This window comes from Ruegeria sp. AI2 (assembly GCF_056541275.1).
The window spans coordinates 491,728-517,354 of the sequence record NZ_JBQFYB010000001.1; the positions used below are offsets into that span (position 1 = coordinate 491,728).

A 25,627-nucleotide genomic window follows, 5' to 3' on the forward strand; every position below is an offset into this window, starting at 1 on the left:
AAGGCCGGACCCATGAGTTCTGAAATCCGACTGGCATTTGCGCACCCGTCCGAACGGTCCGAGGCGACCTCGCCCCGAGGGCCGCTGGACCGCATTTCTCTGCGCGACCATATTGTCGAGGTTGAAATCGGTGCGTTTCAGGCCGAGCGGGGAACAACCCAGCGGATCTGTTTCAACATCGTGGTCGAAGTCCGGCCTCTGACCGACCCGATTGACGACGATGTGGATCGCATCTTGTCTTATGACCGGGTAACGGAATCCATTGCCTATGAGCTCGCGGCCGAGCGTCTGAACCTGCTTGAAACCCTGGCCGAGCGTGTGGCTGAACGTATCTTGCATGAACCTCAGGCTGTAAGGGTCTTTGTTCGCATCGAAAAACTGGATCGCGGTCCGGGCGCTCTTGGGGTTGAGATCGTACGCGGGAAAGACTCGGTTCATCACGATGTGACCGAGGAAGACCGCCCGCATCCCCGTCTGGTCTACCTGTCGAATGACGCCATCGCCTCGGACAATCTGACCGGGTGGATCGACCAGTTGCAGAACCGCCAACGCCCGCTGATCCTGTGTGTGGGGGCGTCAGACCTGGCTGCGCCGCAAACCGGCCACGCGATGACACAGCGCCGGATTGACCTGCTTGCGATCGAGCAAAACGCGTGGGTTCTGGCCGCACGCGATCACCGCTGCAAGGTGGTTTCAACCCGGACGGAACTGGACTGGGCCATGAAGAACGGCCAGATCTGTGTCTGGGCCCCGTCCAAGATCGTTCTGGACGCGGTGGATGGTCCTTCTGCCGCGCCATCCGACGCCGTGGCTTTGGCCGCATGGTTTGCCGCGACCTTTGAAGCCAGTGAGATGATGGTCATCGGCGGCGAATTGCCGAAATCGCCCAAAACCCCGCTGCGGGCTGTGGCCGTGGATCAGGCCCAATTGTGAGCATCTATTTCAGACCGCTGGTTCAGCACGGCCAGACCCGACCCGCTGGCGCGTACTCTCTGGCCGGTCAACCCCTGTGGTTTACCCATGTCGAAGCGCTTGGGCGCGATACCGCTCCGCAGATCATGGCGGCATCGGACATTCCCGGTGGGGCGCTGGCGCGCTTGACCGGCCCGCGCGCACCCATCGCCGGGCTGGATATGCAGGTGCCGCATATCATGGGCATTCTCAACACCACGCCTGACAGTTTCTCGGACGGGGGCGTTCACAGCTCGGTCGAGGCCGCCCGCGATGCCGCCGCCCGGATGGTGGCGCATGGGGCCACCATTCTGGATGTCGGCGGGGAATCAACGCGCCCGGGTGCGGATTTCATTCCGGCAGATCAGGAAATTGCCCGCACCCGCCCGGTGATCGAGGCGATTCGCGCGCAAACAGATGCCCTGATTTCAATCGACACCCGCAAAGCCAGCGTCGCCACAGCGGCGTGTGCGGCGGGCGCAGGGCTGGTCAACGATGTCTCGGGGTTCACGTTCGATCCCGAACTGGCACCGTTTTGCGCCGCCAAGGGCACACCGGTCTGCGTTATGCATATGCAGGGTGATCCGGCCACGATGCAGGAAAACCCCAGCTACGACAACGTGTTGCTGGATGTTTACGACTTCCTCGAAACCCAGATCACTCTGCTGGAAAGCCTGGGGCTTCGGCGCGACCTGATCATCGTCGATCCGGGCATCGGTTTCGGCAAGACCGAGGACCATAACCTGACCTTGCTGCGCAATCTCAGCCTGTTTCACGGGCTTGGCTGTCCGATCCTGCTGGGCGTGTCCCGCAAGGGCTTTATCGGAACAATTGGACGGGAACCGGACAAGACTGCCCGCGCTCCGGGTTCAATTGCCGTGGCTTTGGCCGGATTGTCCCAGGGCGTGCAGATCATTCGCGTTCACGACGTCGCCGAGACTGCTCAGGCCTTGCGCCTATGGGCCGCTGTCCGGTAATCCGGTCTCACGGAAAATCACGGAGTGACACCAATGCGCAAGCTGTTCGGAACCGACGGGGTGCGGGGCACGGCCAACACGCATCCGATGACGGCGGAAATGGCGTTGCGGATCGGGGCTGCGGTGGGGCGCTATTTCCGGCGTGATGCGACCGGTGTGCACCGGGTCGTCATCGGCAAGGACACGCGCCTGTCCGGCTATATGCTGGAAAACGCGCTGACCGCCGGTTTGACGTCGACGGGAATGAATGTGCTGTTGCTGGGGCCTGTCCCCACGCCTGCGGTGGGTCTGATGACGCGCTCGATGCGGGCCGATCTGGGTGTCATGATCTCGGCCAGCCACAACCCGGCAGAGGACAACGGCATCAAATTCTTTGGTCCCGACGGCTATAAACTGTCCGATCAGGCCGAGATAGACATCGAAAAGCTGATCGACGAAGGTGTCCGGCCTGCTCAGGCCCAGAACATCGGACGGGCGCGCCGTGTTGATGACGCCCGGTTCAGATATGGCGAGCGTGTGAAATCCTCGCTGCCGCGCGATGTGCGTCTGGATGGCCTCAAGGTGGTGATCGACTGTGCCAATGGCGCCGCCCACCGCACCGCGCCCGAGGTTCTTTGGGAACTGGGCGCAGACGTGATCCCGGTTGGCATTGCGCCCAACGGAAAGAACATCAACCTCAACTGCGGATCGACCAAGCCGCAACTGGCTGCCGAAACCGTAGTGGCGCATGGCGCTGACGTTGGTGTCTGTCTGGACGGCGACGCGGATCGGGTCGTTATCGTCGACGAAACCGGTCAGGTCGCTGATGGCGATCAGCTTATGGCGCTGCTGGCGACGGCCTGGAAAAAATCCGGGCAGTTGAAAGGCGATGCGCTTGTGGCCACCGTGATGTCCAATCTGGGGCTTGAACGGCACCTCTCGTCACACGGTATGCGACTGGAACGCACGGCGGTCGGCGACCGCTATGTGGTCGAGCGTATGCGCGAAGGTGGCTTCAACCTGGGCGGTGAACAATCCGGTCATATCGTGATGAGCGATTATGCCACCACCGGCGATGGCCTGATGGCCGGTCTGCATTTCCTGGCCGAGATGGTTCTGTCCGGTCGCAAAGCCTCGGACCTGTCCAAGCAGTTCGAAACCGTGCCGCAACTGTTGAAGAACGTCCGCTATGCCAACGGTCAAACTCCGCTTGAAGTTCAAAGCGTTAAAGCTGCCATTGCCGATGCCGAGGCGCGGCTGAACGGGCAGGGCCGGTTGCTGATCCGCAAATCCGGCACCGAGCCGCTGATCCGCGTTATGGCCGAATGCGAGGATGACGCGCTGCTGGTCCAGGTCGTCGACAGTATCGTGGCCGAGGTCGAAGCCGCCGCAGGCTAGCGCCCGAACAGAACTCTGCGCAGGCTGAACCACTGGCTGATGGCCATGCCCGTCAGGATCAGGGCCAGGGCGACGTAGAATCGCAGGGGCAGGGCCTCGGACAGGATCCAGGCCCCGAACACCATCGACCAGATCGGCACCTGATAATTCACCAGTGTCAAAAACACCGATCCGGCGCTGCGGGTGATCGAAACCCGCAGCAAATTGGCGAATGCTGTGGGGATCAGGCCAAGCACGATCAGGGCCAGCGACGGGCGGTTACCCTGCCAAGTAGGGACACCTTCGACCAGCAGCATGATGGGCACCAGCAGAACAGCGCCGACCAGCAGGGTCAGCGCGGCCAGCGCCAGCGGCTCGACCGGCGGGCAGCGCCGCGTCAGGATCGATGTCGAGGCATAGCAAAGGGCGGCCGAGACACAGGCCAGCTGCGCCAGTGGCTCGGTCCCTTGACCCAGCTTTGCCAGACCGGGTCCGATCAGGACCAATGCGCCGGAAAACCCAAGGCACACGCCCAGAAACCGACGCAGGTTCAGCGGCTCATCGGAAAAGAAATGCGCCAGCGGCAGCACCATCAGCGGAATTGCAGCCATGGACAACCCTGCAAAGGCCGAGGGCACATATTGCTGCCCCCAGCTAAGCAGCATGAAAGGCACCGCAGTCGACAACACGCCAATCAGCAGGATAGACGTTGTCAGCGCGGGTGTCAGTACCGGCATGCGGCGCCCGGTAATCCGCATCAGGACAAGCAATGTCACTGCCCCCAATGTGGTGCGCGATGTCGCCACGGTAATCGGGCCATAGCCTTCCAAAGCCATCGCGACGACCATGAATGTGCCGCCCCAAATAAGCCCCAGCGTGAAAACGCCGCTCCAGTCCTGTTTCGTGGGTTGTTCAACCATTCCATCCCCTTATCCCGCGTGCGCGCCGGTGTCACGGGCTGATCTTGACTTAACGTTAGCTTTCACTTACCGTAAGCAATGACTTACGATTTGACATTTTCAGCTTTGGGCGATGCAACCCGCAGGCAGGTGTTCGAAGCCGTCGCCAGCCAGCCTCAGGCAGTGGGTGAGCTTGCGTCAAAGCTGCCGGTAAGCCGACCGGCCGTCTCTCAACATCTCAAGGTGCTATCGGATGCCGGACTGGTGACATGCCACGCGAAAGGGACGCGCCGGATCTATGCGGTGCGCCCCGAGGGGCTGGCAGAGCTGCGCAGATGGCTCGACCGGTACTGGACCGACGTGATGAACAGCTTTGCAGATGAGGTGAACAGAGCGGGAGAGAGGCCATGACAGACCCGATTGTCAAAACAATTGTCGTAAGTGCCTCAGCTGCGCGTGCTTTCGACATCTTCGTCAACCGCATCGGTACATGGTGGCCGCTGGACAGCCACGCGGTGTCCGCATCGCAGGGACAACCGGCAAGGGACGTGGTTATTGAACCCCGGATCGGTGGCGCGGTCTATGAGGTCATGTTCGACGGAACCCGTGCCGACTGGGGCGAAGTGCTGGCGATCGATCCCGGCCGATCCGTGGCATTCACCTGGCATCCGGGCACCAACAGCGGGTCTCCTACGCGCGTCGATGTGCGTTTTGAGGATTGCGGTTCGGGGCAGGCCAAAGTCACCTTGACGCATTCCGGCTGGGACGTCTGGGCAGATGAAGCGCCCCAAAAGCACGGCGGCTACGATACGGGATGGGATATCGTTCTGGGTGAATGTTTTGCCAAAGCGGTCTTAAAATGAAAAAGGGCGACCGCCTGGGCCGCCCTTTGCCTGACATCGGTCAGACTTAGTTCTTTTCTTTGTCGACCATCTTGCCGGCCGAGATCCACGGCATCATGCCGCGCAGCTTGGCGCCGGTCTCTTCGATCATATGCTCGTCATTGGCGCGGCGCGATGCTTTGATGGTCGGCTGGCCAACGGCGTTTTCCAGCATGAAGTCACGGACGAATTTGCCCTGCTGGATGTCGTCCAGAACCGCTTTCATGCGGGCTTTGGTCTCGTCGTATTTCAGGATGCGCGGGCCGGTGACATACTGGCCATACTCAGCCGTGTTCGAGATCGAGTAATCCATGTTGGCAATGCCGCCTTCATAGATCAGGTCAACGATCAGCTTCACTTCGTGCAGACACTCGAAATAGGCCATCTCGGGTGCGTAACCGGCCTCGACCAGAGTTTCAAAGCCGCACCGGATCAGTTCGACCAGACCACCGCACAGAACGGCCTGTTCGCCGAACAGGTCGGTTTCGCATTCTTCGCGGAAGTTGGTCTCGATGATGCCCGAGCGGCCGCCACCGATGGCCGAGCAGTAGGACAGGCCGATTTCCAGCGCCTTGCCGGTTGCATCGTTGTGAACCGCGACCAGGCAGGGCACGCCGCCGCCTTTGGTGTATTCGCCACGCACGGTGTGACCGGGGCCTTTGGGGGCCATCATGATGACGTCAACGCCGTCTTTTGGCTCGATCAGGCCGAAATGGACGTTCAGGCCGTGGGCAAACGCGATGGCGGCACCGGGCTTGATGTTGTCATGGACGTATTTCTTGTAGGTCTCGGCCTGCAATTCGTCGGGCATGGTGAACATGATGACGTCGCACCAGGCAGCCGCTTCGGCGATGCCCATCACTGCCAGACCTTCCGCTTCGGCTTTCTTGGCCGAGGGCGAGCCTTCGCGCAGGGCGATGACCAGGTTCTTGGCACCCGAGTCGCGCAGGTTCAGCGCGTGGGCGTGACCCTGGCTGCCATAGCCCAGGATAGCCACTTTCTTGTCTTTGATCAGGTTGATGTCGCAATCGCGATCGTAATAGACGCGCATTTTGCCGGTCCTTTCTGGTTTGGTTGGGGCGGTTCTACCTGCCGCGCGTCGGATTGGCGATAGGGTTGGGCTTGAGTATTTGTAAAAAAGATGAAGAATAATTCTTGAAAATGGAAAATACTGAGAAAATCATGCTTGACGATATCGACCGGCGCATTTTGCGTCACTTTCAGGCGAACCCCAGCCTGACCACCGCGGAACTTGCCGATCTGTGCCGGATCAGCGCAGGTGTCTGTTGGCGCAGGCTGGAAAAGATGCAGGCAGCCGGGATCATCGAAGGGCAGGAGGCGGTGATCGACTGGACCGCGATGGGCTATGCTATCGAAGTCTCGCTTCGGATCACCCTGGACAAGACACAGGCCCGCGCCTTTGACGAGTTTATGGAAGAGGCCCGCAACGTGGCCGAGGTGATCGAAATCCAGACATTTCTGGGCCGGGTGGATGTCCGCCTGTCGGTAATTGCGCGGGATATGAAGCACTATCAGCAGCTTTATCGGGACCGGATCCTGACCCTGCCGCATATAGCCGATATCGAAGCGCTGATGCATATCGCGCGGGTCAAGCGGGACGAGGTGTTACCGGTATGATCGAGCTGGACGAGATTGACCGCCGTCTGCTGCGCGCGCTGCAACAGGACGCCACCCAAAGCGCAGGTGCCCTGGGTCGGAGGTTCAACCTGTCTCAGCCCGCCACCTGGCGGCGTATCCGCAGGTTGGAGGACGCCGGGATCATCAAGGGCCGAAGGCTGCGTCTGAATGCCGAGGCGCTGGGATTCGGTGTGACCGTGTTTCTGGGGGTCAAGCTGGCGCGCAAGGGACAGATCAGCCTTGAGGATTTCGAACGCGCCGTAAGTGCCATCCCCGAAGTGCAGACCGTCGAGCATGTTCTGGGATTGTACGACTACCGCTTGCGTGTTGTGGCGCGGGACCTGTCCGATTTCGAACGCGTGTTGCGGCGCCGGATCATGACGCTGCCCGGCGCTGGCGATGTCGAAGCGAACGTCCTGCTGAGCGAGGAACGGCTGCCCGGACCGATTGGATGACCTGCCTTAGTATCTGGTGCGGATGTAATATCCGGGATGATGGGTCAGGCGGGCAAACGTGATCGGTTTGTCTTCTTTCCAGGTGGTACGCTCCATCTGGATCATCGACGCGCCCGCCGTGGTGCCCATGAATTCCGCCAGCCTTGCGTCAGCGGAAATCGCGCAGAACGCGACCTCGGCATCGTTGAACGGAGCGGCATTCAGCAGCCACTCATGCGGTCCTTGCTGGGTCAGGTCGGCGGTTTCCACATCGGGGACGGTTCCGATATTGATCCAGCGCTCTTCAAGCTGGAACGGGCGGTTGTCCGCGTAATGCATACAGATGACATGCAGAACCCGCGTCTCGGCGGGGACATCAAGCTGAGAGGACAGCCAGCGGGGGCAGGCCTCGACAGTCCGTTCCACCAGCGCATAGCGATAGGCGGCATTCTGGCTTTCGACCATCTGCCGCGCCAGTGAGAATTCCAGCTTGGCGTGTTTGCTGGGCTCTTTCTTGACCCGCGTCCCGCTTTTGCGCTTGCGTTCGATGAAACCCTGATCGGCCAGTTCCCTGAGGGCACGGTTCACCGTCGCGCGGGCGCAATTGAATTCTTCGGCCAGTTGCGTTTCGGTCGGCAGCAATGATCCCTGCGGCCACACGCGGCTTTCAATACGTCGTTTTACTTCATCTCGAACGGACTGGAAGTTAATACGCTTTTGTATCGTCACAGGAAAAATATCCCTTCAAGTAAAAAGTGTGCGCATCTGTTCAGAAGCAAGCAGAAGTGTAAAGGGGAAGTGACACTGGTTGGCGTCATTTTCTTGTGTTCCCAGTGTTATACAGCACCGAATGGGTCGATTTTACCCGCATTCCGTCGCGTCACTTTTTGTCGCGAAATGGCTTTACTGGCCAAGGTAAAGAGACCAAGACTGCACTGACGATATTGAAAGGACGCCATATGCCTGCCTTGCTGAAGAACGTTGACCCGAACGGGCTCGAAGAATTCTCGGTCGTATTCACCGATCGCTCGCTGAACCACATGTCTCAAAAGTTTCAGGGGGTAATGCGCGACATCTCGGCCATGCTGAAAGAGGTGTACAAGGCAGACGGGGTGGCCGTCATTCCGGGCGGCGGCACCTATGCGATGGAGGCGGTTGCCCGGCAATTCGCGCGCGGGGCGGATGTTCTTGTGGTCCGGAACGGGTGGTTTTCGTACCGCTGGAGCCAGATCATCGAAAGCGGCGCCCTGACCAGCTCGACCACCGTGATGAAGGCGCGCGAGACCGGCAATGCCAGCCCGTCCCCCTTTGCGCCCGCACCGATTGACGAGGTCGTCGCAACGATTCGCGAACAGAAACCCGGCGTTGTGTTCGCACCGCATGTTGAAACGGCGGCGGGTGTCATCCTGCCGGATGATTATGTGACCGCCCTGGCCAGCGCGGCGCATGAGGTGGGTGCATTGATGGTGCTGGATTGCATCGCATCCGGGTGTGCCTGGGTGGATATGAAAGCCACCGGCGTCGACGTCCTGATCTCGGCCCCGCAAAAGGGCTGGAGCGCATCGCCTTGCGCCGGTCTGGTCATGCTGTCCGAACGGGGCGAGGCGCGTCTGGAACAGACAAGCTCGGACAGTTTTGCCATCGACCTGAAGAAGTGGCGCCAGATCATGCAGGCCTATGAAAACGGTGGCCACGCCTATCACGCCACGATGCCCACCGATGCGCTGCTGGCCTTCCGCGATACCATGGCAGAAACCAGGGGATACGGGTTCGAAAAGCTGCGCAAGGCGCAATGGGCATTGGGCGACGGCGTGCGGGCGATGTTGAAGGAGTATGGCATTGTCTCGGTGGCGGCTGACGGTTTCGGCGCGCCCGGCGTTGTGGTCAGCTACACCTCGGACCCCGAAATCCAGAACGGCAAGAAATTTGCCGCTCTGGGGATGCAGATCGCGGCCGGGGTGCCGCTGCAATGTGACGAACCCAAAGGCTTCAGCACCTTCCGTCTGGGCCTGTTCGGATTGGACAAGCTTTATGATGTGGACGCCACCATCGCGCGCCTGAAACGCGTGCTGGATCAGGTTCTGTAAACGGGCCGGGCCTTAGCGAACGCCAAGGCCCATCTGCATCAGCGTCTTGCGCACAGGCGGCAGGGAATACAGCGCGCTCAGCCCCATTGCGCGCGCATCCCGCAGCGGGCGCGCCTCGATCATCGAGGCGCGGTTCAGCAAATCGATCCCTTTGACCCGCATCTCGATCTCGGTGTGGCGCGCCTTGTGATAGGCGTCCAGCATCTGCGCGTCGCTCAGACCTTCGGGCCGGGACTGCGCCAGATCCAGAAGACAGCGCAGATCGCCCAATGACATGTTCAGCCCCTGCGCGCCGATCGGTGGCACCACATGCGCGGCCTCGGCCATCAGGGCAATGCGCTCACCCGCCAGCCGTTCCGCGGACTGGCTGATGATCGGCCAGATGGTCCGGCGCGATGCCAGCTTCAGGGGGCCAAACAGGCCACAGGACCGTTCCGTCATCGCAGCCTCAAACGCTTCGGCATCAAGGGTCAACAGGTCAACGGCATTCGGCCCGCGTTCCATCCAGACAATGGCGGACGAAGGCTGCCCCTGCCAATCGGGCAGCGGAACCAGCGTGAACGGCCCGCCAGACCTGTGTATCTCGGTCGAGACATTCTCGTGAGGAATAGGATGCGTTACCGCAAACGCCAGCGCTTTCTGGCCATACCGTGTTGTATGCACATTGATACCGGCGGCCTCGCGCATGGGAGAGTTGCGCCCATCTGCGGCCAGCACCAGCTTGCAGCGGATGCGGCTGCCGTCGCTCAGGCCAACGCGGGCTTCGGCAGTGCGGGTGAACAGGCTGACGGTCCCGGTGCCGGGGCGGAAATCGACATTCGGCAGTTCTGCCAGCCGCGCGACCATCTCCCGGCGCAACAGCCAGTTGGGCAGGTTCCAGCCAAACGGTTGCTCGGAAATGTCAGCGGCGTTGAAATCGCGTATGACGCGGGGTTCGGGCACGTCCCCGCCGGCATCGACAATACGCATGATCTGCAAGGGGGCCGCATGTGCATCCAGCCGTGCCCACAGGCCGCATTGCTCCAGCAGGCCGCGCGCAGGTTGCAGAAAGGCGGTGGTGCGCAGGTCGGACCCGTCCACATCCCGTTCGGTGATCGGTGGCGCGGGATCTACGCACACCACGTCAAACCCGGCGGTTCCAAACGCCGCCGCTGCGGTCAGACCGGCGATTCCACCGCCGGAAATCAGGATGTCACAACGGTCAGTCATGGCGCCTCTCATCAGTTCAGGCAGACCCTAGTTCGGTTCCACTCCCTGCGCCAAGTGACATCCTGTCCCGTATCTCAGCCGCGTGAGATCAGGATCAGGACCAGGAACATCACCGGCACCATCATCAGGGCAGGGATGTAAAGGCCGGGAAGACCAAACACCATGGCAGAACAGCCCCACATGCTGAGGACCGCGCCGACGGAATAATACAGGTCCTCCGCCTTGGCGTTGGCGGCGTCGCGGGCCAGCCACCCGAAAACCGGAATTGCAAAGAATAGGCGCTGCCAAACCGGCAGGCGTCCGGGCATCTCGATCGCACTCATGGGGCTCTCCGTTCTGTTCGTCGCTCCAGCGCATATAGGGCTGCGCATGCGGGTGCAGAACGTACGGATCGTCGCAGTGTGACAGGCTACCGCAGGCGGGCCAGAAATGCGGTCAGATCATCCGTGTGATGGTGGATGTGATCGGCCTCATGCGGGTCCGGGGCGACATGAACCGTGCGCATTCCCATCTCATGCGGGGCGGCCAGATTACGCGGGTCATCCTCGAACATGGCGGCCTTGTCAGCCTGAATGCCATCCTGTGCAAAGATGGCTTCAAAGGCGGCTTTCTCGGGCTTTGGCCGATACCCGGCATGTTCGACGCCATAAATTGCGTCAAACAGCCCCGAAAGCCCGCGCGCCTGCAAAACCCGCTCGGCGTAGGGCGCGCTGCCATTGGTGTAGACGATGCGCCGTCCGGGCAGGGCGCGAATGTGATCGGCCAGCTCTGCATCCGGGTCCATATGGCTCATGTCCACCTGATGCACCGCGTGCAGATAGGGCTCAGGGTCCAGATCATGTTCGGCCATCAACCCGGCCAGCGTAGTGCCGTATTGGCGCCAGTACTGCCCGCGCAGCCTGTCGGCCTCGGTCCGGTCCACGCCGATGGCTTGCACCACGTAATCCGTCATCAGAACTTCGATCTGATCGAACAGCTGCATATGCGGCGGATAGAGGGTGTTATCCAGATCGAACACCCATTGCGTGACATGACTGAAGGACGGTTTGACCATGGCTTGGGTTTAGGGCGTGGGCAGGGTGTTTTCAATGCCGTACTTGATTGACGCCCCCAGAGACGGATAGACATGTCCGAACGAGGAGACAGAATACCCCATGAGCCAGACCCGATCCCCCACAAAGGATGCCTATAGCCTGATACTCGAAGCCATTGATGTCGGCGTCTACAAGCCCGGCGATCGTCTGGTGGAAAGCGAGCTGGCAGAACGGTTCGGGGTGTCGCGCACCCCGATCCGCGAAGCGTTGCAACGCCTGGAAACCCAGTCTCTGCTGGAACGGGACGGTCGGTCACTGATCGTGGCGTCGCTGGACCACAACCAGATGGCCGAGCTTTATATCGTGCGGCGCGAACTGGAAGGGCTCGCCGCGCGGCTGGCTGCCAAACACGCCACCGAAGAAGAGATCAGGGTTCTTCAGGACATGGTTCTCGAAGATGACAAGCTGGTGGGCGATCCGATGGCGCTGTCACGTGCCAACCGGCGCTTTCACGAACAGATCCATCTGGCCTCTCACAACCGCTACCTTGTCCAACAGCTTGATCTGGTGCACCGGACAATGGCCTTGATGGCGACCACGTCGCTGGCCGTGCAGGGGCGCGGAGAGATTGCCCAGAGCGAACACAAAGGCATCGTCGAAGCCATTGCCGCGCGCGATGAAGAGGCGGCGGGGCGGGCGCTCAAGGACCATATCTCGATCGCGTTCATGACGCGCCTGAAACAGGACGCAAGCCGCCGCGACAAGTGATTATCAGGCCAGCGGCTCGTCTTCGCTGGCCTGCCCGTGCTGGGTCTTGTCCCAGAAAAACGGGTTGGTCGCCAATTCCCACAGCGCCTTGTAACCGGCAATCACGCCCAGCGGGAAATACAGAAACATCGTCGGAACCCAAGGCAAAAGAAACCGCCGCTCACGCGCAGATACGGCGATCAGGCCAACGCCGATACTCAGCCCCTCTGCCACCAGAAACAGCCCGATCAGCGCGGTTGAGATGGATTGCGGCAGAATAGGTCCCATCGGATTGGCCAGCCCCAGGCTTGACAGCCAGAATACCCAGAGAACGGGTGCCAGCAGAAATTGCCCCAACGTGCCCAGAAAGAACGCCTGAAGGCCCAGAAATCTGGCACCTCCAAGGTCACGCCACAGCTTTTGCGGGCTGCGCATATGCACCAGATACGTGACCATGAACCCCTTGAGCCAGCGCGAGCGCTGTCTGACCCAGGGCCAGGCCCGGAAATTCGCCTCTTCATATGTTGCGGTATCCACCATTTCGGTCCGGTAGCCGGCCCGGCACAGCCTTACGCCCAGATCAGCATCCTCGGTGACGTTATGGGCATCCCAACCGCCAAGTTCCAACAGCTTGTCGCGACGGAAAAAGAACGTGGTGCCCCCAAGTGGCACCACCAGCCCCATGCGGGCGATCCCCGGCAGGATCACGCGGAACCAGCTGTTGTATTCGATGGTAAAGCAGCGTGACCGCCAGTTGGTACGCGGGTTGTAGTAATCCAGAACTCCTTGCAGGCACACCACATCCGGCGCGGCCTGGGTGAAATGCGCCACCACGCGCTCGATCTGATCCGGTTGTGGGGCGTCCTCTGCGTCCCAGACGCCAACGAAGTCGCCCCGGCAGAAATCCAGCGCGTAATTCATGGCGCGCGGCTTGGTGGTCAGCCCGTTCAGCTCAGGCACCTCGACGATGCGCATCCAGCTGGGCAGGCTCACCTGTGCAAGGGCATTGCGCGTCACGTCATCCTTTTCCTCAAGCACAAGGATGACATCCAGCAACGCCTTGGGATAGGTCAGCCGCTGCAGCCTGTGCACCAGAGCGTTCGCAATCTCGCGCTCCTTGTACAATGGCACCATGATCGACACGCAGGGCTGCCGCAATGTGATGGCCGCTTCGGTGTGGTCCGGCTGCGTTCTCAGGCGATGCCAAAGATAAGCCAGCGTGCCAGCCGTCCGAAAGACGGCAAAAAGCACCAGAGTTCCCACAGCCATGCCCAGCATCGCCAGCAGGCCAAAGGACGGGAATACGGCAAACAGCCCCAGCACACACAACAGGGCCACCGAAGGCCCCACGCGCGACCTGAGGGTCCAGTTGCGGCAGCTTTGCGCGGGATCAACCCGCGTTTCCGCCGATCTGGCCAAAGATCCCGAGAATTGCCGCGCAATTGTGCGGTCGATCTGATCGGATGCCGCCAGCACCGGGATCACGGCATATTCGCATTCGCGCATTTCGGCGGTCACGGTTGCGAACCGGTCGGGCCGGGCCGTGGCCACCAGAACAAGGGGGCCAATCCGCATCCAGGGGATGACATTGTGTTTCAGCCAGAAATCGACCGGCATCAACCCGCTCAGTTCCGACATCGGCGGGATCTGTTCAAGATCCGCAATCTGCCAGCCGGATTGTGCGGAAAGCGCGCGCAACACGTCCTGCCGGGTGGCATAGCCTTCGCCGACCAGTATCTCTCCCAGCGGTGCGTTCTGTCTGGTTTGCTGGCTCAGCGCATGGTCCAGCTGGGATCGGGTTATGGCCCCGGTTTCCAGCAGGCAGGTACCCAGCGGCTTCCGATACCCGGGCGCGGGGATCGGTGCGGCGGACGTGAAATCCAGAAGATTAAGCTCAGCCATAACAAAACCCTGGCGCAGTTACCTGCACTCAGGGTTGTTCGATCAGGGTTAACGCCCGGTTAACACTGCACAGACAAGCAGTTATGCTTGCTCTTTCTTCTTTTCCATGGCCTCGGCGAAGCGCTCAAACAAATAGAAACTGTCCTGCGGTCCGGGCGATGCCTCGGGGTGGTGTTGCACCGAGTAAACCGGCCGGTCCGCCATGCGGATACCGCAGTTCGAGCCGTCAAACAGCGACCGGTGGGTTTCCACGACGCCATCGGGCAGGGATTGCGCATCGACAGCAAAACCGTGGTTCATCGATGTGATCTCGACTTTGCCGGTGTCCAGATCCTTGACCGGGTGGTTCGCGCCATGGTGGCCATGGTTCATCTTGACCGTCTGACCACCCAGCGCCAGCGCCAGCATCTGGTGTCCAAGGCAGATGCCGAACACAGGCAGGTCTGTCGTCTCCAGAATCTCTTTGATCATCGGCACGGCGTATTCACCCGTTGCCGCCGGATCGCCGGGGCCGTTCGACAGGAACACACCGTCAGGCTGATGTGCCAGCACGTCGGCTGCGGTGGCAGTCGCGGGCAGAACGGTAACGTCACACCCAGCGGATGCGAGGCAGCGCAGGATGTTGCGCTTGGCGCCATAGTCAACGGCAACGACCTTGTGGGCAGGGGCCTTCTGACGTTGGTACCCATCCGGCCAGGCCCACCGCATCTCATCCCAGCGATAGCTTTGGGCGCAGGTGACATCCTTGGCCAGGTCCATGCCTTCCAGCCCTGCAAAACCACGCGCCGCGGCGACCAGCGCCTCGATGTCGAAATTTCCTTCGGGATCATGGGCCAGCGCCACATGCGGCGCGCCCTGCTGGCGGATGGCACGGGTCAGGCGGCGGGTATCGACACCCCCGATGGCGATGCGCCCCCGACGCGCCAGCCAGCCCTTGAGCTCCTCGGCCGAGCGCCAGTTCGATGGCTCGGTCGGATCCCATTTCACGACCATGCCCGCCGCGACCGGATCACCGGTTTCGTCATCTTCTGGGTTCACGCCGACATTGCCGATATGAGGGAAGGTGAAGGTCACGATCTGCCCGGCATAAGACGGGTCGGTCATGATCTCCTGATATCCGGTCATCGCCGTGTTAAAGCACAGCTCGGCCACAGTTTGCCCGGTCGCGCCGAAGCCTGCGCCGTAAAACAGGGTTCCATCGGCCAAAGCCAGACATGCGGTGGGCTTGGACGGGGCATTCGGGGCCATGGCGCGACTCTCCTGTAGGGTAAATCGGCGCATACCTAAGGGGGTTGCGCGTCTGGGTCAAGTCTGTTCAATTTTTGGGCTATTGTTGTTTTTCAATGGTTTAGCTGTATTCACCCCCGGTTGTGTCAGGCTTTTTGTTTCGATATGGTCGGGGTTCCGTTGTCATGGGGATGGACAAACCAAATGGACATGCGATCACGGGTGAATGCCGCCCTGAAGCAAGCAATGAAAGACAAAGCAGCCGAGCGTCTGTCGACGCTGCGGTTGATCAACGCCGCCATCAAAGACCGCGATATCGCGGCACGTGCGTCCGACAATGAAGAAGCAAAGGGATGCAGCGACGCAGAGGTTCTTGAAATCCTTGGTAAAATGACCAAGCAGCGCAAGGAAAGCGCCCGCGCTTACGAAGAGGGCGGTCGCCTGGATCTGGCCGAACGCGAGATTCGCGAAGTTGAGGTGATCGAGGAATTTCTGCCCAAACAGCTGGACGACGATGAGGTCAGCAAAGCCATTCAAACCGCCATTACGGCAACCGGCGCGGGTTCGATCCGCGATATGGGTAAGGTGATGGGCGAGTTGAAGACGCGCTATACCGGCCGGATGGATTTCGGCAAGGTCGGTCCGATGGTCAAGGATCACCTGTGCGCAGCATCAAACGGCGACTGCTGAGGCACTGGGCCCCGTGAATTGCTACTGCGCGACTGGCTCGCGCAGTCTTAGGACCAGCTCGTCATAAAGCGTGATCCGCTCATCTTCGGACAGAAACGCCCCGATTTCGACCTCGCGCCCGTCTCCGACAAGGGTGACATAATGCGGAACCGGGCCACCTTTCTCGTGCATCGTCGGTCGCGCCCAATAGCGGTTGCAAGACCATTCGTGCTGCTCTTTGCCGGGGGTGTGGTGCACCAGCCGCGCATGTGTGCCCGACAGGGTCAGAACCTCGAAAACACTGCGGGCGCGGTAGTTGGTCTTGATGGCCAGCCAAAGCCCCAGCACAGTGATCAGCAGAAACGGCAGCAGCCCCCACAGGATTACGGAACCAAGCGTGGCCAGCAATGGGATCAGGCCAAACAGGAACACCGACAGGATCGTGATCATCGCCCCTCGCGGCGGCAGCGAGTTATGCGGCCAAAGCCGCAGTTCCTGTTCGGTTTCCGAGGTCTGATTCCACGTATAGGGCATACCGCGAACATAGCGCAGCGCCGCCTCGTGTCGACGGGTTTTGATCAGACGACGTGTCCGACCCGGGACCAGGACAGGGCGTCATCCAGACGATCGTCACCCCAGAACACCTCCTGCCGGACGACAAAGCTGGGGGCGCCGAAAACACCCAGTTTGACGGCGGTTTCGGTTTCCGCCTCAAGGGCCGCGACGATGTCGTCGCCTTGCGCGCGCGCCAGGGTCAGTCGAGGGTCCTGCTGACACCGCAAAAGCGCCTCGGACAGCGCACTTTCGCGACCGGCTTCCACCCCTTCCTCGAACCAGATGCGATAGAGCGTTTGGGTGAACGTCACGCCCCAGCCATCCTTCATCCCAAGCACCGCAACCTGATTGGCCAATGCCAGATTGGAAATCGGATAGGGTGCGGGCAGGTTGGCGTGGATGTGGTACTTGGCACAGCGGCGTTCGATGTCGCGCCACATGTAAGCCGATTTCACAGGCTTTCCGGCAAAAGGGATGTTCTGCTGGGCCGACATCACCGTGCGCACATTGAACGGGCGCCAGTTCACCGTGGCGTCATGCTGGGCACACCATTCGTCCAGACGCATCACGGTCAGGAAGCTGTACGTGCTGCCAATGGAATACCAAAAGTCGATCTCGGGCATTGCCGACCCTCCGACTGTTCCGTCCGCACATCATAGCCGATTTCGGGGCAGTTGGCGAACGCGGGGTGAGGGCAAAGAAAAACCCCGCCACCTGGGCGGGGTTTTCTTGGTTCAGATCGGGATCAGTGCGCGTGGCCCTTGTCCCAGTCTTCCTGCTTGGGCAGCTGCTCGAACGTGTGCTCGGGCGGCGGGGTGGGCAGGGTCCATTCCAGCGTATCGGCATACTCGTTCCAGTAGTTGGGCCGTGTCTCGCGTGCGCCACGCAGCAGGGCGTAGATCACGATGCCGAAGAACAGCAGGAACGAGGCGAACGAGATGAACGCACCGATCGACGAAACATAGTTCCACTGCGCGAACGCTTCGGGATAGTCGATGTAGCGGCGCGGCATGCCCTGACGACCCAGGAAGTGCTGCGGGAAGAAGGTCAGGTTGGCGCCGATGAAGAACATCCAGAAGTGAACCTTGCCCCAGAACTCGGAATACTGGCGACCGGTCATTTTTGCGAAGTAGAAATACATCCCCGCAAAGATCGCAAAGACAGCACCCAAGCTCATCACATAGTGGAAGTGTGCCACCACATAGTAGGTGTCGTGATAGGCACGGTCCACGCCAGCCTGCGACAGCACCACACCGGTCACACCGCCAACGGTGAACAGGAACAGGAAGCCAAAGGCAAACAGCATCGGTGTCTTGAATTCGATGGAACCGCCCCACATGGTCGCGATCCACGAGAAGACCTTAACACCCGTCGGAACCGCGATAACCATCGTGGCCAGCATGAAATAGGCCTGCTGACGCAGCGACATGCCAACGGTGTACATGTGGTGCGCCCACACGACAAAGCCCAGCACACCGATTGCGATAATCGCCCAGACCATCGGCAGGTAGCCAAAGATCGGCTTGCGCGAGAAGGTCGCGATGACATGGCTGATGATTCCGAAACCGGGCAGGATCACGATATACACTTCCGGGTGGCCAAAGAACCACAGGATGTGCTGATACAGGATCGGGTCACCGCCACCGGCCGGATCAAAGAAGGTAAAGCCAAAGTTGCGGTCCATCAGCAACATGGTGATCGCGCCCGCCAGAACCGGCAGCGACAGCAGAATCAGCCACGAGGTGACGAAAATCGACCAGCTGAACAGCGGCACCTTGAACAGGGTCATGCCGGGGGCACGCATGTTCAGGAAGGTGGTGATCATGTTGATCGCGCCGAGGATCGAGGAGGCGCCCGATACGTGCACGGCAAAGATCGCAAGGTCCATGGACATGCCGCCCTCGGTCGTGGACAGCGGCGGGTACAGAACCCAGCCCACGCCCGAACCCATCTGATCGTTACCACCCGGGCTCAGCAGCGAGGCCACACCCAGCGAGGTACCGGCAACATAAAGCCAGAAGGACAGGTTGTTCATCCGCGGGAACGCCATATCCGGCGCGCCGATCTGCAACGGCATGAAATAGTTGCCAAATCCGCCGAACAGGGCAGGGATGACAACAAAGAACATCATCAGAACACCGTGATAGGTGATCATCACGTTCCACAGATGCCCGTTGGGCGTACACGGGTCGGCCATGAAGCCTTCCAGGCACATGTACTGAACACCGGGGTGCATCAGTTCAAGCCGCATGTAAACGGTCATCAGAACCGAGATCAGACCGGCCAGAGCCGAAACGATCAGGTACAGAATCCCGATGTCCTTGTGGTTGGTCGACATGAACCAGCGCTGGAAAAAGCTGCGCTGGTCTTCATGGTCGTGACCATGAATGGCTGCGTCTGCCATTATAGGTGCCTCCTGTTGCAACTACACCGCGCAGCCGGACCTCTCCAACGCGCGGGATTCCTGCTGGTTTTAGAATGCGTAGGGGCGACCTTCAATGGCCGAGTTTGATCTGGATCAAGATAAATGGCCGCACCCCCCTTGAAAACGGGTGTTCGAGAAGCCGGGATCTGAGCGTTCGGGGGGGCTGGTGATACAGCGGGCCTAGCGCCTGTGTTCAGGTCGCCCGCAATGGGTCCGGCTCTCAAAGCTGACCCGGCAGGCGTGAACCTTTGCCTCTAGCCCACCCCGCAGGATCAAGGACAGGAAAGGGGGGTGTTGAGCCCGATGCGGACACTTCAATCAGCCGCAGCAAGCGGCCGCAATCAAAGCTGAAGCGGCCGTCCAGATTTCAATCTTTTCGGTTATTGATCCGGCGGCGTGTAAGGATCAGGGGTACCTGGGGGAATTGCAGGGTATTTTTCAAACGTGGCCAGATGCTGGTCAACGAGTGGAGCGGCTTGTTCAGCGACCCACGTATTTGGCAGAAGTACGTCTTTCAATTCGCCCGGATCATTGATTAGATCGTATACCCGCGGCGTTGAGTAGTTTACTGTGTTCTGCCAGGTACTTTCGTTTTCCCTCGAGACCAGCTTCCAATTGAGCCACTTCACACCGTAAATTTGCGCGCCCATGTAAACGATCACGCTTTCGCGGTTCGAGTTTTCCTGTTCGCCAAGGAAAAAGGCGGACTGATCAATGCCGTCGAAGGCCCGGTCTTCTGGAACTTTGCCACCAACAATTGCCGCCAGAGTTGGGTAGAGGTCCATCTGATGAACAATTTCATTGCTGGCACTGCCCGCGGAGATGCGGCCAGGCCAGCGGATAGCAAACGGCACGCGCAAGCTGCCTTCAAAAGGTGTAAACAACGTTCCACGCCACGGACCTGAGCTGCCCTGTGCGTGGGCCTGCGGAGCAATGTCATTGCCACCCTTTGCCGCTGTTTCTGGTCCATTGTCTGCGGTAAAAATCACGATGGTGTTCTCGCGAATACCTTTGCTGTCTATGGCTTCCAACACGCGCCCAACATACGTGTCGGTTTGTTTCAGAAGGTCCGCGAAAAGACCCATTCCGGTTGCCCCATCAAAATCGGGGTGGGCGATTGAGGGTGTGTGCATGTTTGTCATCGCCAGATAGATGAAGAACGGGCTCTCTTCACCTGCTTTGCGATCGATAAAGTCAATTGCTTTGTCGGTAAGGTCGGCGTCTATCAGTGCACGGTACTTAAGATCGTAGACGCGCGCGACCGAAGCGTCTTCGCCAGCAATTCCTTCCATGACATGGGGAGGCTCGAGATCCAATGCCTGCCAGCGAGGTGACGATGTCCACATTGTCTGGTCGGTGCTTTCGACACCGTAGAACTCGTCAAATCCCTGATCTTTCGGAAAGCGACCATCGCTCCATCCCAGATGCCACTTGCCGTACATCGCCGTGCTGTAGCCAACCTCCTTCAGCATTTCTGCTATCGTAACTTCCCACTGGGTCAAGCCGTATACGCCGCCGCCACCGGGGATCGTGTGGTTGCCGGACCTGATTCCGTAGCGCCCTGTCATGAGCGCTGCGCGAGATGGTGTGCACTGCGCCTCGACGTTGAAGTTTGTCAGGCGCATGCCTTCTGCCGCGAGCGTGTCCATTGCCGGGGTCGCAGCGCCGCGGATGATGCCGCCCCCGTTGAAACCGGGGTCGCCCCATCCAAAATTGTCGAGATTTATCAGAATTATGTTCGGTTTGACTTCTGAGAGTGCGGGTCCTGCCCCTGTTAGCAATCCAAATGTCGCCAGCGCAGAATATATGATGTTCCTCATTTGTGCTCCTCTAACGGTTACATTGATCTGCCACCTCAGGGACAGAGCAGTTCAAAACTGAATGCTGAAAGACAAAGATCCATAGTCGCCGGACAGGCGGTTTTTCGCATGAACGTCATGAACCCACGTGGCGGACAATGCGACGGCCCCTCCCGCCGACTTCGGAATCCAAGATATGGCCGGTCCGATCCCGACAGCTTCGCCCTTGAAATCCCCTAACAGCGCCCCAACGCCGGAGTCCCCGGTCAATTGCTTGTAGGCGTATCCGTGCAGGCCGATGGCCAGATCCTCGGAAACGAATTGATTGAACATGAAGTCCATGTGGAATTCTGTCCCGGTGCGGTAATTCGTATCGGGGTTTTCCGTGTTAAACATTAAACCTGGAACGACCGAAAACTCGGTGCCGGCGTTCGGATCGAACCAAGTCAATGCGGCGACCAGATCAAGGCTCCAGTGATTGCGGCCGATATTTACCGCGCTGGTCGTGCTGTATCTGCCAGTCGGCGCCACGATCAAAGAGTACAGGTTGGTGTGAAGGTTTCCCGACGACCAGAAGAACGAGGCGGGAATAATCCCGATGTCACCCAGCGCAGTGTCGCTCTGAGACCGGGCAAGCGCAGCGATCGAAGACTGGTAGGAGGCGTATCCAATGGGTATGTACCCGCCCACGGCGAACCGGCCGCCAATCGAAGGCGCATCCCACACATACAAGCCCTGCAGGAGGGAGTAGAAAGCTTTGCTTTCTATCGCTGTTTGTATCTTCCCTTCGCTGACGGCCCGGCTGGCTTCGCTGCGGTAGAGCAGGTTCACATTGGAAAAAACGGGCCCGGGTTCCGGGGCGAAGCCCGGAAGAAGGCTTCCGTAAGCACCGGGAAAGTAGTTTGAGAACGCGCCTTCACCGGCTTGGACCGGCGTTTGGGCAAGCACCATCAGCAGGACCAACGGCAACGCTGACAATCGGGGCAAAGGCATTTTTTCTCTCCTCCAACTCTGAAGCGGCAGGCCATCCGGGCAATGCGGCAACAGTAGCGGCGCGCGTGTTGATCGTTGCACCATTTCGCGCCACTATCCGGATGAGTCTTAGGATTGCTACATGTCGTCGTCACCAGCTCTGACCGCCGTTGAAGCCCTCGGCAGCATTCCGGACCTGATCCGTTCGTCGCTCGGTGAACGCAGTCTGGAAAGATGTCTCTCATCGGCCGGGTTGCCGATGGATGTTTCCGATCGCCAAGGAAACTACGTCACCGAGGCATCGATTGAGAGGCTTTTGGCCCGCGCAGCACAGCAAGCAGGTGACGATCTGTTCGGCCTGAGCCTGTTTCCGCATCTCTCGATAAGGGAGTATGGAGTGTGGGGCGACTATGTTCTGGGCGCCCGGACATTGCGTCACGCCTTGCGACGGGCATCCGATGCTATTCACCTGCATGCGGATCGGGACACCCTCGTTTTTCGCGAGGGAGCCGTCTCATGCCGGCTGGAATACATGTTTGCAGAACGCACTGGGCACGGATACCGGCAAATCGCGCTGGCTGCCCTCGGGCCGATGTTTAGTATTCCGCGTCACTTTCTGGGCAAGTCCTGGCTCCCGCTTTCCATCGATCTCGACCTGGGTGAAAACGGTTCGGCCCGCCGCATCGAAGCCGTTCTGGACCTGCAGGTTAGGACGGACCGTAACTGTGTCGCCATGGAAATTGCCAATCGCGACATTGAAACGGGAAACCCCGCCAACCAGCGGTCTTGGACAACGATTGAAGATGTGACACGGGCTTGCCGCGGTGGGCCGCCCACTGGTCTCATTCAGATTGTCGAACACCTCATCCGCCAACGAATTGGTGTTGACGGGGTCGTTATTGACGACGTGGCGAAATCGATGTCCATCAGCCGAAGAACCCTTCAGCGGCATCTGGACAGAGAGGGTGCCGAGTTTCGAATGCTGGTCGGACGGGTGAAAATGAGCAGGGCCAGGGAACTCCTGGCGTCCAGCCCGCTGACCGTTTCAGAAATCGGGTTGCAGCTTGGCTACTCTACGGCTGGGCATTTCGCGCGCGCGTTCAGGAATGCGTATGAAACCAGCCCGATGGAGTATCGCGCCTCAAAGTCTCGATAGCGGTGAAGTGACCGCATCGCGTTGAAACCCGCCGCCTGCCAGGATGTCCGCAAAGGCCTGCTTTGTCCGCACAGTGCACCTTCGACTTGAGCTTGATGAAGTATTCAAAAACTTAACCAGTTTACGTCCGATTAAGAGTTGCGAAATCTGTACTCTGCTGCGTAGGCAGGCATCACCTGTGGGGAACGTGCCGCATCTGTCTCTGATGATGTGATCTCATGCCAAATCCAAGTGTACAAAACGTACAACTCCCACTGAAAACCCGGTACAATTTGCACATTTCAGGGCTCAATCCCCCGGCTTGACCCGGCGGGGCGGGTGGACCACAACTCGGTCAAAAGCCCCTCAAGGAACGGATGGCAACCATGGTTTATGATCCCGACAACATCTTCGCCAAAATTCTGCGCGGTGAGATACCTTCGTCAAAAGTTTACGAAGACGCCGACACACTGGCCTTTATGGACATCATGCCTCGTGCCGATGGGCATTTGCTGGTGATCCCCAAAACGCCCTGCCGCAATGTGCTGGATGCCACGCCCGACCAACTGACGGCGGTCATGAACACCGTTCAAAAGATGGCTCGTGCAGTGATGAAAGCCTTCGACGCGGACGGTGTAACCATTCAGCAATTCAACGAAACCGCAGGCGGGCAGGAGGTTTTCCATCTCCACTTTCACGTCCTGCCGCGTCATGACGGCGTGTCGATGCGCCCACCTGGTAAAATGGGTGATTTCGACCTGATTGCCGAACATGCGGAGAAGATACAAATAGCTTTGTAGTCAATATCTTACGGTCTGTTTGTGAGGTGATAATCCGGACAATTACCCACACCCGCCCGCGCATATCGCCGTGATCGGAGACAAGAAAACCCGAAACCCCTCCTTGGGACCGAGCAAGTGACTCAATAGCCGGATAACGCAGAAATCGCCTGCTCCCTTGCAACGCGAATTGGCCATAAGATTAAGCGGGAAGGGGGAAATGAATTGCCGTTCCGATTTGGGGTCGGAACGGCAGACTCGTAACCAAACACTTCTCGGATTTCGAGGGCGAGCCCTTGATCACCGGTTTAACATACCACTCACTCTTGATTGGCAGTTTCATATTACTCGTTAACAACTCAGGTGTATCCTAGAGAATTAAAATTTGCCTAAAGAATACCGTAAAACTGGATCGTTCTTGGTAAATTGCGACGAGTTTCGGAAACAGAGCCTTCCGCCCATCCATATTGTTGTATCAGGGAGCGACAGAATCTGATTCGACGACTGCTGAACACCAGACAGAATCAGGTTTCCGAAGCGCCAAAAACCTCCTCAAAGGTTTTCTTCAAGGCCGCATCAAGATCATCCATGGTGACCGGAAGACCCAAATCCACCAACGAGGTCACGCCGTATTCGCTGATTCCGCAGGGAACAATGCCCGAAAAATGCTCTAGGTCCGGTTCGACATTGACCGAAATGCCATGAAAACTGACCCATTTTCGCAAACGCAAGCCAATTGCCGCGATCTTGTCCTCTGCCGGTTTGCCGGTCACCGTCAGCGGTTTGTCGTCGCGCCGCACCCAGACACCAACGCGCCCGTCGCGTATTTCGCCGTGCACGTTGAATTCGGCCAGTGCTGATATCACCCAGATTTCCAGCTGCTTCACAAATTGGCGCACGTCGCGCCCGCGCTTGTTTAGGTCCAGCATGACATAGGCCACACGCTGACCGGGCCCGTGATAGGTGTACTCGCCGCCGCGTTTGCTTGCATAAACCGGAAAGCGGTCAGGATCGGTCAGGTCTTCGATCTTTGCCGACGTGCCTGCCGTATAAAGTGGTGGGTGTTCCAGCAACCAGATGCACTCCGCCGCGTCACCGCGCGCAATCCCGGCGACGCGCGCCTCCATAAAGGCGGTGGCGTCGTCATAACTGGTCAGACCATCGGTGATTTTCCATTCCATGGCAGCCTCATATCCGCCCAAAGCGGGTAGGGGAAGAGGGGTCAGGCCGCTTCGGCCAAACACTGTTGCAGCACCCGAGAATAGGTATCGACCCCTTGTGCGCCCGTCAGCAGGTATTTTCCGCCAAATACCATGGACGGCACACCAGAGATCCCCCGGCTGGTCCAGAACTGCTGTTTCTCTCGCACTAAAGCGATATGCTCCCCGGTCTCAAGCACCTGCCGTGTGGAATCAGGGTTCAGCCCGGCAGAAGTAACAGCCTGCAACAGAACCTCAATGTCGGAAACATCCTGTTGGCGGGTGAAATACGCGTCGAAAAGCGCAAGTTTCAATTGATGTTGCAGGCCCTGACCTTCGGCCCAATCCAGCAACTGATGCGCCTTGAATGTATTCACGATCCGGCTGTCTTCATCAAAGTTGAAGGTGAACCCCAGTTCCGCCCCGATCGCCGTTAGCCTGTCGCGTGCCTGCTGGCTCTGTTCAGGGGTCGAGCCATATTTCTCAGTGATGTGTTCCCGCAGGTTCTGCCCTTCAGGCGGCATGTTCGGGTTCAATTCGAACGGGTGCCAGCGAAGTTGGGCCTGGATGCCCTGCTGTTTCAAAGCCGCATCAAGCTGGCGAAACCCGACTATGCACCACGGGCACACGACGTCTGACACGATATCGATTTGGATGATGGGGCGGGTGTCGGGCGAAGTCATCTGCGGCTCCTGTCAGATCGAAACTGTGTTGTTTACCGGCTTAGATAAGGCTGCCGCGAAGGTTTTTAA

Annotated in this window: 27 protein-coding genes; 12 read left to right on the top strand and 15 right to left on the bottom strand. The window is 59.3% G+C overall.

Translation table 11 applies throughout. The features are described 5' to 3' along the window. The first annotated feature begins 12 nt into the window (after positions 1–12). From ACR0LL_RS02445 to glmM, 3 genes are read left to right on the top strand one after another with little or no spacing between them, the layout of a single operon-like run. Positions 13–933: a dihydroneopterin aldolase gene (locus ACR0LL_RS02445; protein ID WP_480583625.1), complete on the top strand. Its 921-nt coding sequence runs from the start codon at positions 13–15 to the stop codon at positions 931–933. Then, entirely contained in the window at positions 930–1,928 is a 999-nt protein-coding gene (gene folP / locus ACR0LL_RS02450) for a dihydropteroate synthase (RefSeq protein ID WP_480583628.1), read from the top strand. Before ACR0LL_RS02445 ends, folP begins: the two co-directional genes overlap by 4 nt. A gap of 33 nt (positions 1,929–1,961) precedes the next feature. After that, the gene (glmM, locus tag ACR0LL_RS02455; RefSeq protein WP_480481419.1) at positions 1,962–3,305 is read left to right on the top strand and encodes a phosphoglucosamine mutase; all 1,344 of its coding nucleotides are present in this window, start codon (positions 1,962–1,964) and stop codon (positions 3,303–3,305) included. Here the strand turns inward: glmM and ACR0LL_RS02460 are convergent. Further along, positions 3,302–4,204, bottom strand: a complete 903-nt coding sequence (locus ACR0LL_RS02460; RefSeq protein ID WP_480537588.1) for a DMT family transporter — start codon at positions 4,202–4,204, stop codon at positions 3,302–3,304. The genes glmM and ACR0LL_RS02460 overlap by 4 nt on opposite strands. A 78-nt stretch (positions 4,205–4,282) precedes the next feature. Between ACR0LL_RS02460 and ACR0LL_RS02465 the strand changes: the two genes are divergently transcribed. Together ACR0LL_RS02465 and ACR0LL_RS02470 are read left to right on the top strand one after the other, a co-directional pair. Continuing rightward, positions 4,283–4,594 (top strand): ArsR/SmtB family transcription factor, encoded by a 312-nt coding sequence (locus ACR0LL_RS02465; protein WP_480583631.1) that lies wholly within the window; start codon positions 4,283–4,285, stop codon positions 4,592–4,594. Then, on the top strand, positions 4,591–5,046 hold the full coding sequence (locus ACR0LL_RS02470; protein WP_480583634.1) for an SRPBCC domain-containing protein: 456 nt from the start codon (positions 4,591–4,593) through the stop codon (positions 5,044–5,046). Before ACR0LL_RS02465 ends, ACR0LL_RS02470 begins: the two co-directional genes overlap by 4 nt. A 46-nt stretch (positions 5,047–5,092) precedes the next feature. On the opposite strand, the gene ilvC is transcribed toward ACR0LL_RS02470, so the two are convergent. Further along, entirely contained in the window at positions 5,093–6,115 is a 1,023-nt protein-coding gene (gene ilvC / locus ACR0LL_RS02475) for a ketol-acid reductoisomerase (protein ID WP_267363386.1), read from the bottom strand. Positions 6,116–6,246: 131 nt separating this feature from the next. On the opposite strand from ilvC, the gene ACR0LL_RS02480 reads away from it, so the two are divergent. Further along, positions 6,247–6,702: an Lrp/AsnC family transcriptional regulator gene (locus ACR0LL_RS02480; RefSeq protein WP_480583637.1), complete on the top strand. Its 456-nt coding sequence runs from the start codon at positions 6,247–6,249 to the stop codon at positions 6,700–6,702. Beyond that, a complete protein-coding gene (locus ACR0LL_RS02485) occupies positions 6,699–7,157 on the top strand; it encodes an Lrp/AsnC family transcriptional regulator (RefSeq protein WP_209504239.1) in 459 nt (152 codons plus the stop codon). Before ACR0LL_RS02480 ends, ACR0LL_RS02485 begins: the two co-directional genes overlap by 4 nt. A gap of 6 nt (positions 7,158–7,163) precedes the next feature. Here ACR0LL_RS02485 and ACR0LL_RS02490 read toward each other — a convergent pair whose 3' ends face one another. After that, complete coding sequence (locus ACR0LL_RS02490; protein WP_480583640.1) at positions 7,164–7,778, bottom strand: GntR family transcriptional regulator; 615 nt, start codon at positions 7,776–7,778, stop codon at positions 7,164–7,166. 317 nt (positions 7,779–8,095) lie between these two features. Here ACR0LL_RS02490 and ACR0LL_RS02495 point away from each other — a divergent pair, with 317 nt between their 5' ends. Then, positions 8,096–9,223 carry an aminotransferase class V-fold PLP-dependent enzyme gene (locus ACR0LL_RS02495; protein ID WP_480585243.1) on the top strand — a complete coding sequence of 376 codons (1,128 nt, stop codon included), beginning with the start codon at positions 8,096–8,098 and terminating at the stop codon, positions 9,221–9,223. A 12-nt stretch (positions 9,224–9,235) separates the two neighbouring features. On the opposite strand, the gene ACR0LL_RS02500 is transcribed toward ACR0LL_RS02495, so the two are convergent. From ACR0LL_RS02500 to ACR0LL_RS02510, 3 genes are all read right to left on the bottom strand, one after another. Then, the gene (locus ACR0LL_RS02500) at positions 9,236–10,432 is read right to left on the bottom strand and encodes a UbiH/UbiF family hydroxylase (RefSeq protein ID WP_480583643.1); all 1,197 of its coding nucleotides are present in this window, start codon (positions 10,430–10,432) and stop codon (positions 9,236–9,238) included. A 74-nt stretch (positions 10,433–10,506) separates the two neighbouring features. Next, positions 10,507–10,755, bottom strand: a complete 249-nt coding sequence (locus tag ACR0LL_RS02505) for a hypothetical protein (protein ID WP_480583646.1) — start codon at positions 10,753–10,755, stop codon at positions 10,507–10,509. A gap of 86 nt (positions 10,756–10,841) precedes the next feature. Then, positions 10,842–11,486, bottom strand: coding sequence for a pyrimidine 5'-nucleotidase (locus tag ACR0LL_RS02510; protein ID WP_480583649.1), 645 nt, complete (start codon positions 11,484–11,486; stop codon positions 10,842–10,844). 100 nt (positions 11,487–11,586) lie between these two features. Between ACR0LL_RS02510 and ACR0LL_RS02515 the strand changes: the two genes are divergently transcribed. Then, positions 11,587–12,234 carry a GntR family transcriptional regulator gene (locus ACR0LL_RS02515; RefSeq protein WP_267363400.1) on the top strand — a complete coding sequence of 216 codons (648 nt, stop codon included), beginning with the start codon at positions 11,587–11,589 and terminating at the stop codon, positions 12,232–12,234. Between the two features lie 3 nt (positions 12,235–12,237). Here the strand turns inward: ACR0LL_RS02515 and ACR0LL_RS02520 are convergent, their stop codons facing one another. Then, positions 12,238–14,115 carry a glycosyltransferase gene (locus tag ACR0LL_RS02520; RefSeq protein WP_480583652.1) on the bottom strand — a complete coding sequence of 626 codons (1,878 nt, stop codon included), beginning with the start codon at positions 14,113–14,115 and terminating at the stop codon, positions 12,238–12,240. 81 nt (positions 14,116–14,196) lie between these two features. Next, positions 14,197–15,363 carry a glutamine-hydrolyzing carbamoyl-phosphate synthase small subunit gene (carA, locus tag ACR0LL_RS02525; protein WP_267366165.1) on the bottom strand — a complete coding sequence of 389 codons (1,167 nt, stop codon included), beginning with the start codon at positions 15,361–15,363 and terminating at the stop codon, positions 14,197–14,199. Between the two features lie 183 nt (positions 15,364–15,546). Between carA and ACR0LL_RS02530 the strand changes: the two genes are divergently transcribed. Continuing rightward, positions 15,547–16,032, top strand: a complete 486-nt coding sequence (locus ACR0LL_RS02530; protein ID WP_267366166.1) for a GatB/YqeY domain-containing protein — start codon at positions 15,547–15,549, stop codon at positions 16,030–16,032. Positions 16,033–16,053: 21 nt separating this feature from the next. On the opposite strand, the gene ACR0LL_RS02535 is transcribed toward ACR0LL_RS02530, so the two are convergent. The 5 genes from ACR0LL_RS02535 to ACR0LL_RS02555 all read right to left on the bottom strand — a co-directional run bounded on the left by ACR0LL_RS02535 (position 16,054) and on the right by ACR0LL_RS02555 (position 21,783). Continuing rightward, positions 16,054–16,545, bottom strand: a complete 492-nt coding sequence (locus ACR0LL_RS02535; protein ID WP_480485972.1) for a DUF2244 domain-containing protein — start codon at positions 16,543–16,545, stop codon at positions 16,054–16,056. 44 nt (positions 16,546–16,589) lie between these two features. After that, positions 16,590–17,189 carry a DsbA family protein gene (locus ACR0LL_RS02540; protein WP_480493417.1) on the bottom strand — a complete coding sequence of 200 codons (600 nt, stop codon included), beginning with the start codon at positions 17,187–17,189 and terminating at the stop codon, positions 16,590–16,592. A 122-nt stretch (positions 17,190–17,311) separates the two neighbouring features. After that, positions 17,312–18,970, bottom strand: coding sequence for a cytochrome c oxidase subunit I (gene ctaD / locus ACR0LL_RS02545; protein ID WP_267366169.1), 1,659 nt, complete (start codon positions 18,968–18,970; stop codon positions 17,312–17,314). Positions 18,971–19,371: 401 nt separating this feature from the next. Next, positions 19,372–20,811, bottom strand: a complete 1,440-nt coding sequence (locus ACR0LL_RS02550) for an arylsulfatase (RefSeq protein WP_480583656.1) — start codon at positions 20,809–20,811, stop codon at positions 19,372–19,374. Between the two features lie 51 nt (positions 20,812–20,862). Beyond that, positions 20,863–21,783 carry a SphA family protein gene (locus ACR0LL_RS02555; RefSeq protein ID WP_480583659.1) on the bottom strand — a complete coding sequence of 307 codons (921 nt, stop codon included), beginning with the start codon at positions 21,781–21,783 and terminating at the stop codon, positions 20,863–20,865. A gap of 121 nt (positions 21,784–21,904) precedes the next feature. Between ACR0LL_RS02555 and ACR0LL_RS02560 the strand changes: the two genes are divergently transcribed. Both ACR0LL_RS02560 and ACR0LL_RS02565 read left to right on the top strand, forming a co-directional pair. Beyond that, positions 21,905–22,918 (top strand): AraC family transcriptional regulator, encoded by a 1,014-nt coding sequence (locus tag ACR0LL_RS02560; protein ID WP_480583662.1) that lies wholly within the window; start codon positions 21,905–21,907, stop codon positions 22,916–22,918. A gap of 356 nt (positions 22,919–23,274) precedes the next feature. Continuing rightward, positions 23,275–23,697, top strand: a complete 423-nt coding sequence (locus tag ACR0LL_RS02565) for an HIT family protein (protein ID WP_480583665.1) — start codon at positions 23,275–23,277, stop codon at positions 23,695–23,697. Positions 23,698–24,200: 503 nt separating this feature from the next. Here the strand turns inward: ACR0LL_RS02565 and lipB are convergent. Both lipB and ACR0LL_RS02575 read right to left on the bottom strand, forming a co-directional pair. Further along, a complete protein-coding gene (lipB, locus tag ACR0LL_RS02570) occupies positions 24,201–24,857 on the bottom strand; it encodes a lipoyl(octanoyl) transferase LipB (RefSeq protein WP_480583668.1) in 657 nt (218 codons plus the stop codon). Between the two features lie 41 nt (positions 24,858–24,898). Continuing rightward, entirely contained in the window at positions 24,899–25,558 is a 660-nt protein-coding gene (locus ACR0LL_RS02575; protein ID WP_480583670.1) for a DsbA family oxidoreductase, read from the bottom strand. Positions 25,559–25,627: the final 69 nt, after the last annotated feature.

Coding starts and splice junctions, on each gene's coding strand:
- ACR0LL_RS02445 (WP_480583625.1), top strand. CDS start 13: ATGAGTTCTGAAATCCGACTGGCATTTGCGCACCCGTCCGAACGGTCC.
- glmM (WP_480481419.1), top strand. CDS start 1,962: ATGCGCAAGCTGTTCGGAACCGACGGGGTGCGGGGCACGGCCAACACG.
- ACR0LL_RS02460 (WP_480537588.1), bottom strand. CDS start 4,204: ATGGTTGAACAACCCACGAAACAGGACTGGAGCGGCGTTTTCACGCTG.
- ACR0LL_RS02465 (WP_480583631.1), top strand. CDS start 4,283: ATGACTTACGATTTGACATTTTCAGCTTTGGGCGATGCAACCCGCAGG.
- ACR0LL_RS02470 (WP_480583634.1), top strand. CDS start 4,591: ATGACAGACCCGATTGTCAAAACAATTGTCGTAAGTGCCTCAGCTGCG.
- ilvC (WP_267363386.1), bottom strand. CDS start 6,115: ATGCGCGTCTATTACGATCGCGATTGCGACATCAACCTGATCAAAGAC.
- ACR0LL_RS02480 (WP_480583637.1), top strand. CDS start 6,247: ATGCTTGACGATATCGACCGGCGCATTTTGCGTCACTTTCAGGCGAAC.
- ACR0LL_RS02485 (WP_209504239.1), top strand. CDS start 6,699: ATGATCGAGCTGGACGAGATTGACCGCCGTCTGCTGCGCGCGCTGCAA.
- ACR0LL_RS02495 (WP_480585243.1), top strand. CDS start 8,096: ATGCCTGCCTTGCTGAAGAACGTTGACCCGAACGGGCTCGAAGAATTC.
- ACR0LL_RS02500 (WP_480583643.1), bottom strand. CDS start 10,432: ATGACTGACCGTTGTGACATCCTGATTTCCGGCGGTGGAATCGCCGGT.
- ACR0LL_RS02505 (WP_480583646.1), bottom strand. CDS start 10,755: ATGAGTGCGATCGAGATGCCCGGACGCCTGCCGGTTTGGCAGCGCCTA.
- ACR0LL_RS02510 (WP_480583649.1), bottom strand. CDS start 11,486: ATGGTCAAACCGTCCTTCAGTCATGTCACGCAATGGGTGTTCGATCTG.
- ACR0LL_RS02515 (WP_267363400.1), top strand. CDS start 11,587: ATGAGCCAGACCCGATCCCCCACAAAGGATGCCTATAGCCTGATACTC.
- ACR0LL_RS02520 (WP_480583652.1), bottom strand. CDS start 14,115: ATGGCTGAGCTTAATCTTCTGGATTTCACGTCCGCCGCACCGATCCCC.
- carA (WP_267366165.1), bottom strand. CDS start 15,363: ATGGCCCCGAATGCCCCGTCCAAGCCCACCGCATGTCTGGCTTTGGCC.
- ACR0LL_RS02530 (WP_267366166.1), top strand. CDS start 15,547: ATGGACATGCGATCACGGGTGAATGCCGCCCTGAAGCAAGCAATGAAA.
- ACR0LL_RS02535 (WP_480485972.1), bottom strand. CDS start 16,545: ATGCCCTATACGTGGAATCAGACCTCGGAAACCGAACAGGAACTGCGG.
- ACR0LL_RS02540 (WP_480493417.1), bottom strand. CDS start 17,189: ATGCCCGAGATCGACTTTTGGTATTCCATTGGCAGCACGTACAGCTTC.
- ctaD (WP_267366169.1), bottom strand. CDS start 18,970: ATGGCAGACGCAGCCATTCATGGTCACGACCATGAAGACCAGCGCAGC.
- ACR0LL_RS02550 (WP_480583656.1), bottom strand. CDS start 20,811: ATGAGGAACATCATATATTCTGCGCTGGCGACATTTGGATTGCTAACA.
- ACR0LL_RS02555 (WP_480583659.1), bottom strand. CDS start 21,783: ATGCCTTTGCCCCGATTGTCAGCGTTGCCGTTGGTCCTGCTGATGGTG.
- ACR0LL_RS02560 (WP_480583662.1), top strand. CDS start 21,905: ATGTCGTCGTCACCAGCTCTGACCGCCGTTGAAGCCCTCGGCAGCATT.
- ACR0LL_RS02565 (WP_480583665.1), top strand. CDS start 23,275: ATGGCAACCATGGTTTATGATCCCGACAACATCTTCGCCAAAATTCTG.
- lipB (WP_480583668.1), bottom strand. CDS start 24,857: ATGGAATGGAAAATCACCGATGGTCTGACCAGTTATGACGACGCCACC.
- ACR0LL_RS02575 (WP_480583670.1), bottom strand. CDS start 25,558: ATGACTTCGCCCGACACCCGCCCCATCATCCAAATCGATATCGTGTCA.